Here is a 14,852-nt window from a genome sequence, read left to right as displayed (position 1 = left end):
CCAACAACACAAACCGCCGCCGAAACCAACACAGCACAATCAGCCAACAACCACCCTCAAGCACAAACACCCTCAGGCAATCAACAGCCCCCAACCAAGGAGACCCGCAGCAGCATAAACACTCATCAACAAACCGTCAAATCATGCCCCCAACAACCCCACACAAGGACCATCAGAACCACCACAACCCAGCCCCAACAAAGAACCAAGCCGACAACACACACTACACACACCCCACCCACCACGCAAACTCAATCGCCTTTACAGATATAACCCCTTGTCGCAAGCACATCAGCAAAAATCCCGAGACCTCATGGGCACCAACAGATCAAGCGCTTCCAACCGATCTGCCTGCAAACTCATCACTCCCTCGTCACTTCTTTCCAAGATTCCCCGCACTATCAAAGCTCGCGACGTCCGAGCCACACGTCGGTAGCGCTTCCATGCGCCGGGAGTAACGATGACATTGAGCAGACCAGTTTCGTCCTCCACATTGAGGAAGGTCACTCCCCCAGCTGTCGCAGGTCTCTGTCTGTGGGTAACGACTCCAGCAACTTCTATACGTCGCCCAGCCTCGATGTCACCTAACCGGTCCACTCGGACCACACTTCGTCGATCAAGGAGCCTCCGAACGTGGCGAACAGGATGATCGGCTGTACTGATTCCAGTGGCACAGATGTCGTCTCCTAATAGCTCCAGCTGAGTGGGTTCGGGAAGTAGGGGAGGCTGGGTAGCCACCTGGACATCCAGCTGTCCCGGTGCCACACCGTCGATCTGGCCGATCTGCCACAAAGCGCCGCGCCTGGAACCCACAAGGTCGTCGAAGGCACCGGCCAAGGCGAGGGACTCCACCTTTTCCTTACTCAGTTCAACCCGACGCGCGAGATCGTCGAGACTGGTAAAAGGTTTGCGTTCCCGCTCCTCAATGATCCGGGCTGCTGTCTCGGTACCGATTCCGGAGATATCAGAGAGGCCCAGTCGAACCGCGAAGTGGGTATCTCGGCGATGGCCACCGTCATTACGAGTGGGATCAAAAGGACCGATCTCGGACTCTTCGTGGTCGTGAAGACAGTCATCCATCCCCGTCTCCACGTCACCGCTATCAAGATCCAGTGGCTCCAGATCTGCCCCTACTGACGACTTCGTCAAATCTGGACGCCGCGTCACCACACCATGTCGTCGAGCATCAGCTACCAGAGTGGAGGGGGAATAGAACCCCATCGGTTGACTACGCAGCAAGGCCGCAAGATAAGCGGCCGGGTAATGCAGCTTGATCCACGCTGAGGCGTAGACCAGCCCGGCGAAACTCAGGGCATGGGACTCGGCAAATCCAAAATTCGCGAAGGACTCGATGCGAGCGTAGATGTCCTGGGCAGTGTCGTCGTCAATCCCATTGGCTGCCATCCCCTCAAAAAGCTTGGCACGTAGAGAGTCAATGCGCTCGACGCCACGTTTGGACCCCATCGCTCGGCGCAACAGATCAGCATCGGCAGCCGTGCAGTTGCCGACTGTCGTAGCCATCTGCATGAGTTGTTCCTGGAAGAGCGGAATCCCCAAGGTGCGCTCGAGCACCGGTTCGAGCAACGGATGGGGATAGGTGATCGGTTCAACGCCAGTGCGCCGTCGGATATAGGGATGCACCGCGCCTCCCTGCACCGGGCCGGGACGGATGAGGCCAATCTCCACAGCTAAGTCGTAGAAACAGCGCGGTTTAAGCCGCGGCAGAGTGCCAATTTGTGCCCTGCTTTCCACCTGAAAGACGCCAATGCTGTCACCGCGGCACAACATGTCGTAGACCCCGGGTTCATTGCGCGGGATCGAGGCCAGAGCCCAGGCCCGTCGGCAATGCTGGGTGATGAGGTCGAAAGAAATACTCAGCGCCGAGAGCATTCCCAACCCCAACAAATCGAACTTCACCAATCCCATCCAGGCGCAGTCCTCCTTGTCCCATTGCAGCACCGTACGACCGGGCATCCGGGCCGGCTCAATCGGACAGATAGAACCCACCGGTTCTCGCGTCAGCACCATTCCAGCCGAGTGGATACCCAAATGACGCGGCAGCCCCATCGCTTGTTGGGAAAGAGCGATGACGTCGTCAGGAATCTCGGGTCCATCGGAATTCTGGGAACCCGGTAATATCGATCGTCTCTCCATCTGACGCGACCATGCGTCCTGTTGTCCTTGGGAATAACCGAGGGCTTTGGCCATGTCACGAATGGCGCTACGCGGCCGGTAGGTGATGACGTCGGCTACCTGGGCAGCATTGCGTCGTCCGTACTTGGCGTAGACGTACTGGATGACTTCCTCACGGCGTCGAGCATCGAAGTCAACGTCAATATCGGGTTCTTCCTCGCGCAGCACCGACAAGAAACGCTCGAAAGGCAGTCCATAGAATACTGGGTCTACAACCGTGATACCCAACACGTAACAGACCGCCGAGGCTGCTGCTGATCCACGTCCTTGACACAAGATCCCATGAGACCGAGCGAACTCCACGATGTCGGAGACGATAAGGAAGTAGCCGGCAAAATCCCGAGCCTCGATGAGGTCGAGTTCCGTGTTCAATCGGTTCTTGGCTACCGGATCGTCCCCATAACAGCCTTGCCGACCTTCCTCCACCAGGTGACGCAACCAGCTGATGGGAGTATGCCCCTCAGGGACCTTCTGGTCTGGCAGACGTGGACGCACCGACCTCAGTTGGAAAGCCGTCTTCTCAGCCACCGCCACGGTGTTGTCCACCGCATTTCTGTGACGGTTGAACAGGTCTGCCATCTCCGCCCCGCTGCGCAGCCTTGCCACCGGACCGGAGGGAAGCCAGCCATCCATCTCGTCGAGACTGCGTCGGGCCCGCACTGCTGAGAGAGCACAAGCCAGCTCAAACTGGTCAGCACCCGCGTAATGGGCAGCCGTTGTTGCCACCGTCGTCAACCCATGACGACCCGCCAGCTCAGCGAGGATGTCATTGTCGCGGGAATCGCTGGGAGCGCGATGATCGGTCAGCTCTACCAGGACGTTGTCGATGCCAAAAAGATCAACCAGATGATGAAGTTCAGCCTCAGCCTGCGACACTCCCCCAGCCAGTCCCTGCCTCACTGCTCCCTTTCGACATCCGGTAAGGACAGTCCAATGCCCATCGGCCACCTCGGCCAGATGGTTGAGGTCATGGACCGGATTCCCCTTCTGCCCTCCCTCGGCCAAATAGGCGTCCGTGAGGGCACCGGCCAAACGGCAATAGCCCTCCGGACCGTTAGCCAACACGAGCAGATGACTGCCCACCGGATCGGCCACCCCGTTCTGCGGCTCCGGAACACCAATGGACAATTCCGATCCCATGATGGTGGGAAGACCACAGACTTCAGCCGCTTCTGCCATTCTGACGACCCCATAGAGTCCGTCATGATCGGTCAGAGCCAACCCTGAGAGTCCCAGCTCTACCGCCCGAGTGACGAGATCCTCCGGGCTGGATGCGCCGTCAAGGAAGCTGTACGAAGAATGACAATGCAGCTCAGCGTAGGGCACCACCGGTCCCTCGGGTCGGACGGGATGACGGTCGAAGGGTTTACGGACACGGCGATACCCAGCTTGGTCGGAATAACTGTCCTGATGGCCGTTGAGAGGACGCCGCCCCGAGATACGTCTTTCCAGCTCCCGCCACGGAATCGGAGGATTGTGATAACTCACTTCGATCACGCCTCGTCGTAACGAGCCTCAACCCACCAGCGGTCAGCCGACCCAGCCAACACCCACGCCTGTTGGTCCTCAGTGACCAGCTGCACTCGCTCCACTGAGACGGCCGGGGTGCTCCACCACCTCTGATGCACCGGCCACGGCCCGGCCCACGCTATGACACGCCGTCGTGAAATGCCGTCATGAAACCATCCAGGGCTGATCGTCGGCAGGTCCGACGACGTCGTCAGTGGCATACCATCCATCGTCTCTAAGCGGGCCGGCAACGGACGGGAATACACGATCCCGGGGGCAGGGCCATCGAGGTGGCCCGGCCAAGGGCGATCCACTGGACGTGCATCCTCGGCAACTGTCCCGAAGGGGACCAGACGACGGCGATCCTTGAGCATCCGGCCGCCTGCGACTTCCCCCACGAGGACACCCTCAGGACCTAGCCTCTCCTGCAACTGAGAGATGACATGGACGAGATGCTCAGTAGGCCTGGAACCAAACAATCCTTCAGTCACCTCACCCGCACGATGGATGGTGGGAACGATTCGCACCGCCTCAACACCAGACTGGCAGAACTCATCAGCACCGACCTCGTCAATGCCACGCGGAAGGTCATCGAGCTGACGAGACAACCGAGCCAACAGATCGTCACCGCTGAATTGCCACGGTTGACGCCACGTACGCTCAGATAACCCTGTGGTAGCCCGGATAAGAATGCGGGCTTGGGAACACACCCGGCCATTAGCTGCCAGACCGGCCATGAATTCCTCAACCACAGGACGCACCGCAGCAACCACCTGAACTCCGGAAGGTTCCGGGTCGTCAAGGAGGACTTCCATGGTGTCATTGTCTTCAGGACGGTACGCCGACAGAACCGTGACATCCCTGCCGCGTGCCCAATCGTGGGCTCGCTGCCCGGCCTCCGAAAACCGCTTTACGACATGCTGACGGTCCAGACTGGCGAAGGAACCAACAGTCATTAACCCCAGCTGACGCAAAGTCCGCACCAATCCTTCATCGGCTCGTCCACTACGTTCCAAAACCGAGACGTCGTGAGGAGCCAGGAAAGCCTTAGATGTCCCAGGACCGAGAACCCTCGGTTCCGGATTCTCGGAGTCCGCTATTTCGGTAGCAGCCACCTCTGCTGCAAACAGCCCGTCAGCTACTGAAATCCCCGCATTTGAATACCCGATCCGGGCCAACACTTCAGCCATGCGCCGCGCAGCAGCACGTTCGCCACCATAAAAACGAGTAGCTCCGCGAGCAGCCACAGCAGCCACCCCTGGGCGCACCACATGGACCGAAGGAGACACCGACTTCTCGATCTCGCGAACCACCTCGTCAAAGAGGACCTCCTCAGAGACAGGATCGTGAGGCACGACAACAGCGTCCGGGCAACGCAGCTGGGCAGCCCTCACCCGCAAGCCAGGGACTACCCCTTCCTTAGCAGCCTGGGAACAGCAGTCAACAACGACCCCACGGTCGACAACTAGGAGAGGGACGTCACCAGGCCGACGCCGAGACGCCGCCACAATTCGCCACCCAGGAATCACTGCCATGAGGACACGAACTGGGGTTGCGCTAAGACGTTCAGTAGATATCGACCGTTCAACAGACATCGGCTACCTCCTCGGCAGGGTGCACCCCTGTACCGGTACGAATGAGCCGCACGGAACGGTTGTGGTGATGCCTCTCCACCGTCACCTGAAGTTCTTGAGCCAACAAGCAGCCATATCCTCGGCCAAGTCCCCGCCACCCCACAGTGCGAACATCAATTCGAGCGGCAGGATTGGACCACGGCCCCAACACCACCAAAGTCGAACCACGAGAACGTAACCTGGCTGTCAATCGTCTACTGGCTGTCATTGGTAATGGCGGTGGAGCCACAGCAAGGACGACGTCGAGCCCTTCGATGAGAGTAGCCACCGTCTCAAGCCAATTTCCTGGATGAGGTACGAGCACCAGTCGCGACAACTCCACCCCCCACTGCTGAGCCGCCTCAACACTGAGTTCGGGGAGTCCGACCGCCCCGCACCAGCCATGGGTGAGCAGCCCTAAGCCGACTGATGAGGCACCGTCCAGTCGGTACACCGCAGGCATGAGTCCGCCAGGGAAAAGAGGCTGAAGTAACGGGTGAATGGGGTGCCCATTGGGGACCTCCAAACCATTGACACCACGACTCACCAACTCCTCGACGTCGATCATCACACCCCCTTGTCCGGCCTTCGTCAGCCCCTCTCAGCTGACGGAAAGTACCGTGACACACGTGCCCGACAGGTTTACCGACGATCATTGAGAAAAACAGCGAACAACCTTGTCAACCAGCATTTGAAGACGATAGAAGCCTCCTTGTTCCTGACTGAGTACACCAAGGTCGTCATCCCCTCCTGTCATGATTGGGCCATGACATCGTCACCTGAAAGACATCGCAGCTCCCTGCGGCTGCAACTGGCCCTGTTGGCCGGACGGACAGCTGCAGCGGCCTCCCGCCTGGCGGGGAAAGGCTCGGGAGCATCAATTCGTGGTCGGGTAACGATGAAACTGGCCCCCAACGCCTTGCCTGAGCTCTTGGCAGACCGTCGCATTGCGAGTGTCACCGGCACCAATGGCAAGACCACGACAACTCATTTCCTCGCTGCCGCTATGCGCGCTGGGACTCCTGACGGTCAGCGCAGCGTCGTCACCAATGCTGACGGAGCGAACCTTCATCACGGCATCGTCTCGGCTCTAGGAGAGGCCCCGGACGCCACCATCGCCGTGTTAGAGACCGACGAGAGAGTCGTCTCCGATGTCGTGTCGATGGGCACCCCAGAAGTGCTGGTGCTGCTCAATTTCAGCCGCGATCAGCTGGACCGCAACTATGAATTGACTTTTTTGGGACGCGACTGGCGTGCTGCCTTAGAAAAGACCGCTGAACACGGGCCAACAGTGGTCGCCAATGCCTGCGACCCACTCATCGTGTGGGTGTGTCAGAAGGCTCGTCACGTTATCTGGGTTGACACCAAGCCTCGGTGGACCGCTGACTCGACGCTGTGTCCCAATTGCGGTGCCGTCCTCACCCACGGCGCAAATGGATGGGATTGCCCCGGATGTGAACTGAGTCAACCTACTGCTGACTGGTGGATAGAGGACCACGACGCCGTCGAAGCTTCCGGAAGACGATTCCACCTCGACGTCCAAGTGCCCGGTTCTTTCAATCTCACCAACGCCGCATGTGCCCTTGCTGCGGCCATTCACATGGGTATCCAGCCCGAGGACGCGCTGCGCGGGATCGCCACGGTGGAATCCCCCGCTGGCCGTTATGCCACCTGCACCATCAGCGGCACCCGTTGCCGTCTGCTGCTGTCGAAAAACCCTGCTGGCTGGACCGAATCCCTACCGCTGACAACTTCTAATCCGCTGGTGCTCGCCATCGATGCGGTGGCTGCCGACGGCAAGGACGTCTCTTGGCTATGGGACGTTGATTACGAGCAGCTGACCGGACGAACCGTCATCTGCACCGGCCCGCGCGCACTCGACCTAGCTGTCAGGCTGCAATACGCCGGAGTGGAACACGTCGTTATTGAGGACCTCTCACAAGCCCTCAGCTCTCCGCTGCTAACCGGCAATTGGGACGCTGACCACCCCATCGACGTGCTGTCAACCTACACACCCTTTCAGAAACTGCGCCGACTCGGAGGACTGGCATGAACACCGACCATCCCAAGATCGTCCTGCTATACCAGTCCTTGTTGGGCATTTACGGCGACCATGGCAATGCCGTCGTTCTCACCAAAAGGCTGCAATGGCGCGGTATCGATGCCGAACTCGTTACCGTCGAGCCTGGGCAGAAGGTGCCCACTGACGGGGCTGTCTACCTGTTGGGAGGTGGCGAGGACACCGCCCAAATCACTGCCGTTCAGGAACTCAAAGCCAACGACGGGTTGTTCACAGCCCTCGACAACGGCGCCATGCTCTTCGCGGTGTGCGCCGGCTACCAGATCTGCGGCAAGTCCTTCACCATCGGGGCCCGCGACGAGGTCATTGAGGGGCTAGGGCTTCTTGATGCCGAGACCCGACGCGGCTCAGAACGTGCCGTCGGGGAGGTCTTGCATATCTGGACTCAGTCTGATGGCAGCACCTGCCCGATCACTGGTTTCGAGAACCATGGTGGCTGGACAGAACTTGGTTCTGACGCCCAACCGCTGGCTGCTGTCGAGGTTGGTTGGGGCAATGGCAACCGTCGCGACGAAGGAGCAGTACAGGGGCGTGTCATCGGCACCTATCCGCACGGGCCAGTTCTTGCACGTAACCCTAAGCTCGCCGACCACGTACTTGAAATGGCTCTAGGACACCATTTGGAGCCTCTTGATCTGCCTGAGATCACGGCATTGAGACAGCGTCGAATCCATGCCGTACGCGCCGGTCGGCCATGACTTGTCACATCGATTTTGAATCTTGGCTGAAGTCCGCTAGTGTTTTTCCTCGCTGGCGCTGCTAGCTCAATTGGCAGAGCAGCTGACTCTTAATCAGCGGGTTCAGGGTTCGAGTCCCTGGCGGCGCACCGGCCATCGGGTCCCTCATCGTGATGACGAGGGACCCGACCTGTTTCTAGCCATGTCCGATCAATCCCAGTCGCCATCGCCCACGCGAGTATGTATCCACGCCGTGGCTCTGCAGTGTCATGCATCCACCTACCGATTGTTTGCCGCGTGACCCCAAGAGCGTCAGCCATGTCCTGGACGGACATATCCGACTCAGCAAGAGCCATTCTTAGCCGCCATCCGAGAGTTAGCCTCGGGATACGTTCATTCATCGACTGAACTGCCATATGCCAAGAGTGGCATAAATGTCATAGGATGACAAAACCGAACCATATATTCCATTGACATATTTACGTACTTATATCACACTTCGACCCATAGAAACGTTCCAACGAAACATCTACTACCAGATGTCCAGTTCTGAAGTCGCCAGACACTTCGGGGCGTCTATCCGAACAATGCAGCTCCTCACGCAACGAGGAGAGCTCAAAGTCGCCCGAAAGCTCCCCATCGGGAGCGGAGTATTCCTGTTTGAGCCAGAGGAGGTTGAGCGAGTTCACCGTGCCCGCGACGCTTTCAAAGGAAGTCAGCGGTAATGACCATGAGCCGAACTCTGCGAATGGAGACGTATGATCTCAAGGCCATCATCGAGCTTATTGGGTTCTCCGCGTCAAAGACCCCCCGACCCCAGCAGATGGCGCTCCCAGCAGCCCAGCTCAGCGGGAGAGTTTTCCGGCAACACTTCACCACATACCAGCACCGTTCTGACAACTTTCATGGCGGACTCCCTACCTCTCGTTTTGCACCATCTCGGATTCATGGCGAAACAGTGTGCACTCATGTCTGACAGGCGGTGTACCGTTTTAAATGACGTTATGGCCTGTCGTACCTGCAACACATCGCTGATAGGTACGTGATGTCGTTGCTGACATCACACAGTTCAAGGAGGAAGAAGTCACATGACGCACTACAAACACTCCCGCCGGGCCTTTATTCAAGGTTCTGTTGGAGCACTGGCGCTCGGTGCTTTGGCAGCTTGTTCCAGCGGAGACTCGAACGGCTCCGAGTCCAACAAGCCCGCAGCAAGCTCAGATTTCACTGGCGAAGGTCCCATCAGCTGGGTGCAGGGCAAGGACTTCTCCGGTGGAATGGTCCAGAAACGACTTGATGAGTGGAACAAGAAATACCCCAATGAAAAAGTCACTCTCATTGAGCTGTCGGCAGAAGCTGACCAGCAGCGCCAGTCCCTCATCAATGCCGCTCAGACGAACTCCGCCGCCTATGACGTCATTGGGCTTGATGTGGTGTGGGTTGCTGAATTCGCGGCCAACCGCTGGATCGTGGAGATCCCGCAGGACACAAAGCCCGACGGAATCATCGACGCGGTGTGGGACACCGGTACATACCGTGACAAGCAGTACGCCGTCCCATATGCCACCGACGCCTCGATCATGTACTACCGCAAGGACTTCCTCGAGAAGGCCAATGCTGAAGTTCCCAAGACCTGGGAAGACGTCAAGAAGGTCACCGAGGCTGTCCGCAAGCTCCCCGGTATGCAAAACATCGCTGGATTCGGTGGCCAGTGGGCCAAGTACGAAGGCCTCACCTGCTGTATCTCCGAGTTCATCAACACCTGTGGCGGTGCGATCGTCGACGACTCCGGAAAGGTGACCGTCGATTCTCCAGAGTCGATCAAAGGCATCCAGACCGCTGTAGACGCCTTCAAGTCCAAACTCATCCCGACCTCCACCCTGGAATGGCAGGAGGAAGACAGCCGCAACGGCTTCGAGTCTGGCGAAGTCCTCTTCCTGCGAAACTGGCCTTACCAGTACGTCAATGACATGAAGGAGCTTGGCCCCGATAAGTTCGGTGTCGCGCCGCTGCCCTCCATCGATGGCAAGGCATATATGTCGACCTTGGGCGGCCACAACTGCGCCATCACCACAAACTGCAAGAACAAAGCCACTGCCCTCAAGTTCGTCAAATGGTGGACCAACAAGGAGTCGCAGCAATACAACCTCGAGAAGCAGTCCAATGCTCCGATCTACGGCGATCTGTACACCAAGGAGGAAAACGTCAAGAAATTCCCGTATCTGACGACCCTAAAGGCCTCCCTGGACAGCGCCAAAGGCCGTCCTCATGCTGTCGCCTACGGTGACGTCACTGCGGCTATTCAGGACGCCATCTACCCGGCCCTGCAAGGCAAGACAGACGCCGAGAGCGCCGCCAAACAGCTGGCCGAGAAGCTAAAGACAATCATCAAGAATTGATCGTCACGCACACCACATGAATACGGCGGGGCGGATTACCCACCCCGCCGTATTCATGACATCGCTCGCACCACCTGGCCGATAACACCGGGGACAAGGAACTTCATCATGACCACTGCAGCAGTGGAGAAGACCCACAAGCGGTCTTCACGCGCCAGAGCTCAGGAACGCCTAGCCTTGGCACTCATCACGCCAACCCTCATCGTCTTGACGATCGTCATCGTCATCCCAGTCATCCAGTCGGTGAAACAGTCCCTCTACGGCCAGCCCGGTTTGGATCCCGAAACCGGATTCGTCAACGACACCGAGCCGTTCGTCGGGCTGAAGAACTTCACCAATATCTTTACCGGCTCTGGAGAACGGTTCTGGAACGCGTTCTGGAACACCACCCTTTTCGGTGTCGTCACGGTCGTTCTCGAGACCATCCTGGGCGTTATCATGGCGCTGATAATGCATCGGGCAATGGCGGGACGCGGCATCGTCCGAGCTGCCATCCTCGTCCCCTGGGCCATCCCTACCGCCGTCTCCGCCATTTTGTGGGGGTGGATCTTCAATCAGAACGGCGTTGCCAACGCCATCATCGGCCAACACATCATGTGGGCATCGGGCAACTGGACGGCCAAATGGTCGATCATCATCGCTGACGTCTGGAAAACCGCCCCGTATATCGGTCTGTTAACTCTGGCAGGACTCCAAGTAATTCCCACCGAGGTCTACGAGGCCGCCAAGGTTGATGGTGCCAATGCGTGGAACAGATTCGTCTCAATCACTTTGCCATTGGTCAAACCAGCCTTGGTCGTCGCCGTGCTGTTTCGAACCCTCGACGCCCTGCGTATGTTCGACCTGCCGTTCATCCTTGTCGGCCCACGTCGCAACTCGGTTGAAACGCTGTCGATGCTGGTCCAAGACGAAGCCTCAAACCTGAGGTACGGAGCGGCTGCCGCGTACGCAATCATCCTGTTTCTCTACGTATTCATCATCGCCTTTGCGTTCATCAAGATCCTCGGAGCCGATCTCATCGGTAACGACCACAAACGCACGAAGATGAAGGCCACCACATTCGTCAACGGTGGACGTCCCGGTGGGCGTCGCGCTCGGCAGAAGGCCAATGCCGCACAAGCCGCAGCTTCAAATAGCAAGGAGGTGGCGTCATGAGCACTGCTATTGCAACTGCACCGGGACCCATCGACCCGCAGACTCATCACAAGAAAAACACCTGGTCCAAAGTTCTGCCGACCATCGGTATCGCCCTCATCGTCATCTACTGCTTGGCACCCTTCTACTGGATGGTCGTGTCCTCACTTCGCCCTGACAGCGAAATCTTCGACAACAGCTGGTGGCCAGCTCACCCGTCGATGGAGAACTACCAAGCAGTCTTCCAACCAAACAACAACTTCTTGCGCGGCCTGTTGAACTCTCTCATCGTCTCGCTGTCGGTGACGGTCATTGCCCTGCTCATCGCCACCTTCGCCTCCTACGCGCTGGCGCGCTTGGACTTCCGTGGCAAGGGTGGGTTCCTCATCCTCATCATCGCAACGTCAATGTTCCCGCTAGTGGCCATCATCGTCCCGCTGTTGAAGAACTTCTCGGCATGGCACTGGATCAACACCTACCAGGCCATGATCGTCCCTGATCTATCGTTCTCACTGCCGTTGGCGGTGTGGAACCTGACAACGTTTTTCAAGCAAATGCCTGATGAGCTTGAGCAAGCCGCCATGATAGATGGCTGTACCCCTGCCCAGGCTTTCCGCAAGATCATCCTGCCACTGGCCGCCCCCGGTATCTTCACCACGGCAATCATCGTCTTCATCGGTGCGTGGAATGAGTTCCTCGTCGCCGTCACGATGATTAATGACCCGAAGATGGAGCCGGCCACGGTACTGCTGTCGAAGTTCACCGGTGCGTCTCAGTTCAACACCCCGTTTGGCTCCCAGATGGCTGCTGGCGTCGTCATGACTGTGCCACTGGTCGTCATGGTGCTGATTTTCCAGCGCCGGATCGTCGCCGGTCTGGCTGCCGGTGGTATCAAGTGATACCTGCCTGACGACATAATTTCTTGACACCATCATTCGGCCCCGGCTCGCAATGAACCGGGGCCGCCTTGGTGCTAGTCAGTTTGGGGAGAGCCGATCATTCACGCTCGGCGGCAGCCTGTGCACGCAACACGGCTGCCTGCTTCAACATCTTCTCGGCAAGGTTGCTCACCGCCGAATCATCGGTATCAAGCTTGGCGTACTTCTTAGCATTCTTCTTACCAAGCTTGGCATTCTTTTTAGCGGCTTTGGCGTCGCCCTTACGGCGCTGCTTGGCCTCCTTACGAACCCGCTTGGCCTCAGCAAGCTGCAGCTTCTCGAGCTTGCGACGAGCCGTGGCTCCGGTGGCGCGACCGACGATCGCACGCAGCACGATAATGCTGACGATACCGGCAGCGACCGCGCCTCCGGCAATTACAATCCGCTGGATACGCCAACCGCTGTCGTCCTTCACCTGGCCCTTGGCCTGGTTGAATTCACCCTGTACGAAATCACGGACCCGATCAGATGCCTCACGCTTGAGAGTAGCCGGATGTACTCCCTCCACGAGGTTCTCCACTCCGGCCGCCAAACGAGCACGAGTCGCTGCAATATCCCGCCTGATCTCATCAGCGGAGCGCTCGTCCTTCGCGTTCGACTTGCTATCAGCCATGTGACCCCTCCTGGTGCCGTGTCTGCGCTGTGCGCCGACGTAGGCGCGGCGCTGGTCTTATTAACAGCCTATATCGTTGAGGTCATGAGCACCCGTCTTCAACCCGGTAACGCGGCCCCTGATTTCACCCTGCCGTCGGCTGCCGGTAACCAGATCACCCTTTCTGACTTCGCGGGTAAGCGAGTCATCGTGTACTTCTACCCTGCAGCCATGACACCCGGGTGTACCACTCAGGCCGTTGATTTCACGGCTCATCTGGACGATTTTTCGAATGCCGGTTACGAAGTGTTGGGTATCTCACCCGACCCAGTCGCCAAGCTGCAAAAATTCGTCGCCAAGGAGTCGTTGACACTGACCTTGCTCTCCGACGAAAACAAAGAGGTTATGAAAGCCTACGGAGCTTACGGACCTAAGAACGTCTACGGCAAGGAGATCGTCGGCGTCATTCGCTCCACCTTCGTCGTCGACGTCGATGAGGACGGTTCGTGCAAACTCGCTGAAGCCCAGTACAATGTTCGCGCCAAGGGCCACGTCGATAAACTCTGCAAAGAGTTCAAGATCGGCTGCTGACACGGGGTGACCCGGAGGCCCGCGGTGGCCCGGGGGCTGTAACGTCCCTATGCCGGAGTGGTGGAATTGGTAGACACGCAGGATTTAGGTTCCTGTGCCTTGAGGTGTGAGGGTTCGAGTCCCTTCTCCGGCACCCTATGAGCACGCTATGACACGCATCGAGTCGTTGCGTCTGATATAACCCACAGATCCCCCCGTTGGCCAGCACACCACCAGGATGAGGACACAGGCTGCCCCGTCCCGCCAACGTTGTAAGATAACTTTCAACTACAGACGGTTATTAAAGGTGGCAGACAATGGCGTTCGGATCCTTCGACAATCAGATCACCCGTCGTGGCTACGTCACACCACAGATGGACCATATCTGGTCGGAACGATCAACGGTGCAGAGCTGGTATGACGTGGAAGCTGCACTGGCACGAGTCCAAACCACGATCGGCATGATCCCTGCTGGGACAGGTGACCGGATTACCGCCCAGGCCAAAGCCACCGACGCCGTCATGAAGCAGATCTTCACCGGAGGAACGGGCAATCCCTTCGCTCTTGGTCTCGACGCACTTCGATCCGTTCTCGACGACGACACTCGCCCCTGGGTTCACTACGGTGCCACCACCCAGGACATTCTTGACACCGCTCGTGGACTCCAGATCCGCGATTCCCTCGACCTCATCGACAACTGCACTGACAAACTCTTGGAGCGTATTCGCGACCTTGCCGGAACCCACGCCAATACCCTCATGGTGGCGCGAACCAACGGCCAGCATGCTGTTCCTACGACCCTCGGACTGAGGTTCGCTCGCTGGGCCTCCGATCTCGAACGCTCCCGTGACCGTCTTGTGGCAACCCGGCAACGTTGTCTCCTGGTGCAGTTCTCGGGGGCTGCCGGAACCTATGCCTCGATGAAAGGCCACGGCACCACCGTCGCCATGGGAGTCGCGTGGGAATTGGGGTTGGTGTGTGAGTTCATCGCCTGGCACGCCTCCCGCGACGGACTCACCGAACTGGCATGCAACCTTGCCATCCACGCCCAGACCATCGCCAAAATCGCCGAGGACCTCTACAACATGCAACGCACCGATATTCAAGAAGCGGCCGAGGCCCTCGATCCGCACCTTTCGGGGTCAAG

General features: G+C 58.3%; 11 protein-coding genes, 2 tRNA genes and 1 pseudogene. 9 read left to right on the top strand and 5 right to left on the bottom strand.

The features are described from left to right. Nucleotides 1–291: 291 nt before the first annotated feature. The 3 genes from Q4B98_RS10155 to Q4B98_RS10145 are packed head-to-tail and all read right to left on the bottom strand — an operon-like array spanning nucleotide 292 to nucleotide 5,883. Nucleotides 292–3,681: an error-prone DNA polymerase gene (locus Q4B98_RS10155; RefSeq protein WP_303197201.1), complete on the bottom strand. Its 3,390-nt coding sequence runs from the start codon at nucleotides 3,679–3,681 to the stop codon at nucleotides 292–294. A gap of 5 nt (nucleotides 3,682–3,686) precedes the next feature. After that, a complete protein-coding gene (locus tag Q4B98_RS10150) occupies nucleotides 3,687–5,279 on the bottom strand; it encodes a DNA polymerase Y family protein (RefSeq protein ID WP_303197207.1) in 1,593 nt (530 codons plus the stop codon). Between the two features lie 7 nt (nucleotides 5,280–5,286). Beyond that, the gene (locus tag Q4B98_RS10145; protein ID WP_303197200.1) at nucleotides 5,287–5,883 is read right to left on the bottom strand and encodes a hypothetical protein; all 597 of its coding nucleotides are present in this window, start codon (nucleotides 5,881–5,883) and stop codon (nucleotides 5,287–5,289) included. A 330-nt stretch (nucleotides 5,884–6,213) separates the two neighbouring features. Between Q4B98_RS10145 and Q4B98_RS10140 the strand changes: the two genes are divergently transcribed. The 3 genes from Q4B98_RS10140 to Q4B98_RS10130 all read left to right on the top strand — a co-directional run bounded on the left by Q4B98_RS10140 (nucleotide 6,214) and on the right by Q4B98_RS10130 (nucleotide 8,221). Next, nucleotides 6,214–7,368, top strand: a complete 1,155-nt coding sequence (locus Q4B98_RS10140) for a Mur ligase family protein (RefSeq protein WP_303197206.1) — start codon at nucleotides 6,214–6,216, stop codon at nucleotides 7,366–7,368. Further along, on the top strand, nucleotides 7,365–8,093 hold the full coding sequence (locus tag Q4B98_RS10135) for a type 1 glutamine amidotransferase (protein WP_303197199.1): 729 nt from the start codon (nucleotides 7,365–7,367) through the stop codon (nucleotides 8,091–8,093). Before Q4B98_RS10140 ends, Q4B98_RS10135 begins: the two co-directional genes overlap by 4 nt. A gap of 55 nt (nucleotides 8,094–8,148) precedes the next feature. Then, nucleotides 8,149–8,221: transfer RNA gene (locus Q4B98_RS10130), tRNA-Lys, on the top strand. On the opposite strand, the gene Q4B98_RS10670 is transcribed toward Q4B98_RS10130, so the two are convergent. Continuing rightward, nucleotides 8,183–8,428: a helix-turn-helix domain-containing protein gene (locus Q4B98_RS10670; RefSeq protein WP_368492349.1), complete on the bottom strand. Its 246-nt coding sequence runs from the start codon at nucleotides 8,426–8,428 to the stop codon at nucleotides 8,183–8,185. The two genes, Q4B98_RS10130 and Q4B98_RS10670, sit on opposite strands and share 39 nt — an antisense overlap. 732 nt (nucleotides 8,429–9,160) lie before the next feature. Between Q4B98_RS10670 and Q4B98_RS10125 the strand changes: the two genes are divergently transcribed. The 3 genes from Q4B98_RS10125 (at nucleotide 9,161) to Q4B98_RS10115 (ending at nucleotide 12,504) form a co-directional block, all read left to right on the top strand. Then, on the top strand, nucleotides 9,161–10,471 hold the full coding sequence (locus Q4B98_RS10125) for an ABC transporter substrate-binding protein (protein WP_303197198.1): 1,311 nt from the start codon (nucleotides 9,161–9,163) through the stop codon (nucleotides 10,469–10,471). Between the two features lie 108 nt (nucleotides 10,472–10,579). Further along, a complete protein-coding gene (locus Q4B98_RS10120) occupies nucleotides 10,580–11,626 on the top strand; it encodes a carbohydrate ABC transporter permease (protein ID WP_303197197.1) in 1,047 nt (348 codons plus the stop codon). Continuing rightward, on the top strand, nucleotides 11,623–12,504 hold the full coding sequence (locus Q4B98_RS10115; RefSeq protein ID WP_303197196.1) for a carbohydrate ABC transporter permease: 882 nt from the start codon (nucleotides 11,623–11,625) through the stop codon (nucleotides 12,502–12,504). Before Q4B98_RS10120 ends, Q4B98_RS10115 begins: the two co-directional genes overlap by 4 nt. Before the next feature lie 97 nt (nucleotides 12,505–12,601). On the opposite strand, the gene Q4B98_RS10110 is transcribed toward Q4B98_RS10115, so the two are convergent. Then, nucleotides 12,602–13,156: a DUF3618 domain-containing protein gene (locus Q4B98_RS10110; RefSeq protein WP_303197195.1), complete on the bottom strand. Its 555-nt coding sequence runs from the start codon at nucleotides 13,154–13,156 to the stop codon at nucleotides 12,602–12,604. Nucleotides 13,157–13,240: 84 nt separating this feature from the next. Between Q4B98_RS10110 and bcp the strand changes: the two genes are divergently transcribed. The 3 genes and pseudogenes from bcp to Q4B98_RS10665 all read left to right on the top strand — a co-directional run. After that, complete coding sequence (bcp, locus tag Q4B98_RS10105) at nucleotides 13,241–13,726, top strand: thioredoxin-dependent thiol peroxidase (RefSeq protein ID WP_303197194.1); 486 nt, start codon at nucleotides 13,241–13,243, stop codon at nucleotides 13,724–13,726. 51 nt (nucleotides 13,727–13,777) lie between these two features. After that, nucleotides 13,778–13,859 (top strand) — tRNA-Leu (locus tag Q4B98_RS10100). Between the two features lie 163 nt (nucleotides 13,860–14,022). After that, nucleotides 14,023–14,850, top strand: a pseudogene (locus Q4B98_RS10665) (lyase family protein); the annotation flags it as partial. Nucleotides 14,851–14,852 lie beyond the last annotated feature (2 nt).

The organism is Cutibacterium sp., assembly GCF_030525615.1.
GTDB lineage: Bacteria > Actinomycetota > Actinomycetes > Propionibacteriales > Propionibacteriaceae > Cutibacterium.
Note: the sequence above shows the minus strand (reverse complement) of the source record. Positions and strands in the feature narration are given on the sequence as shown.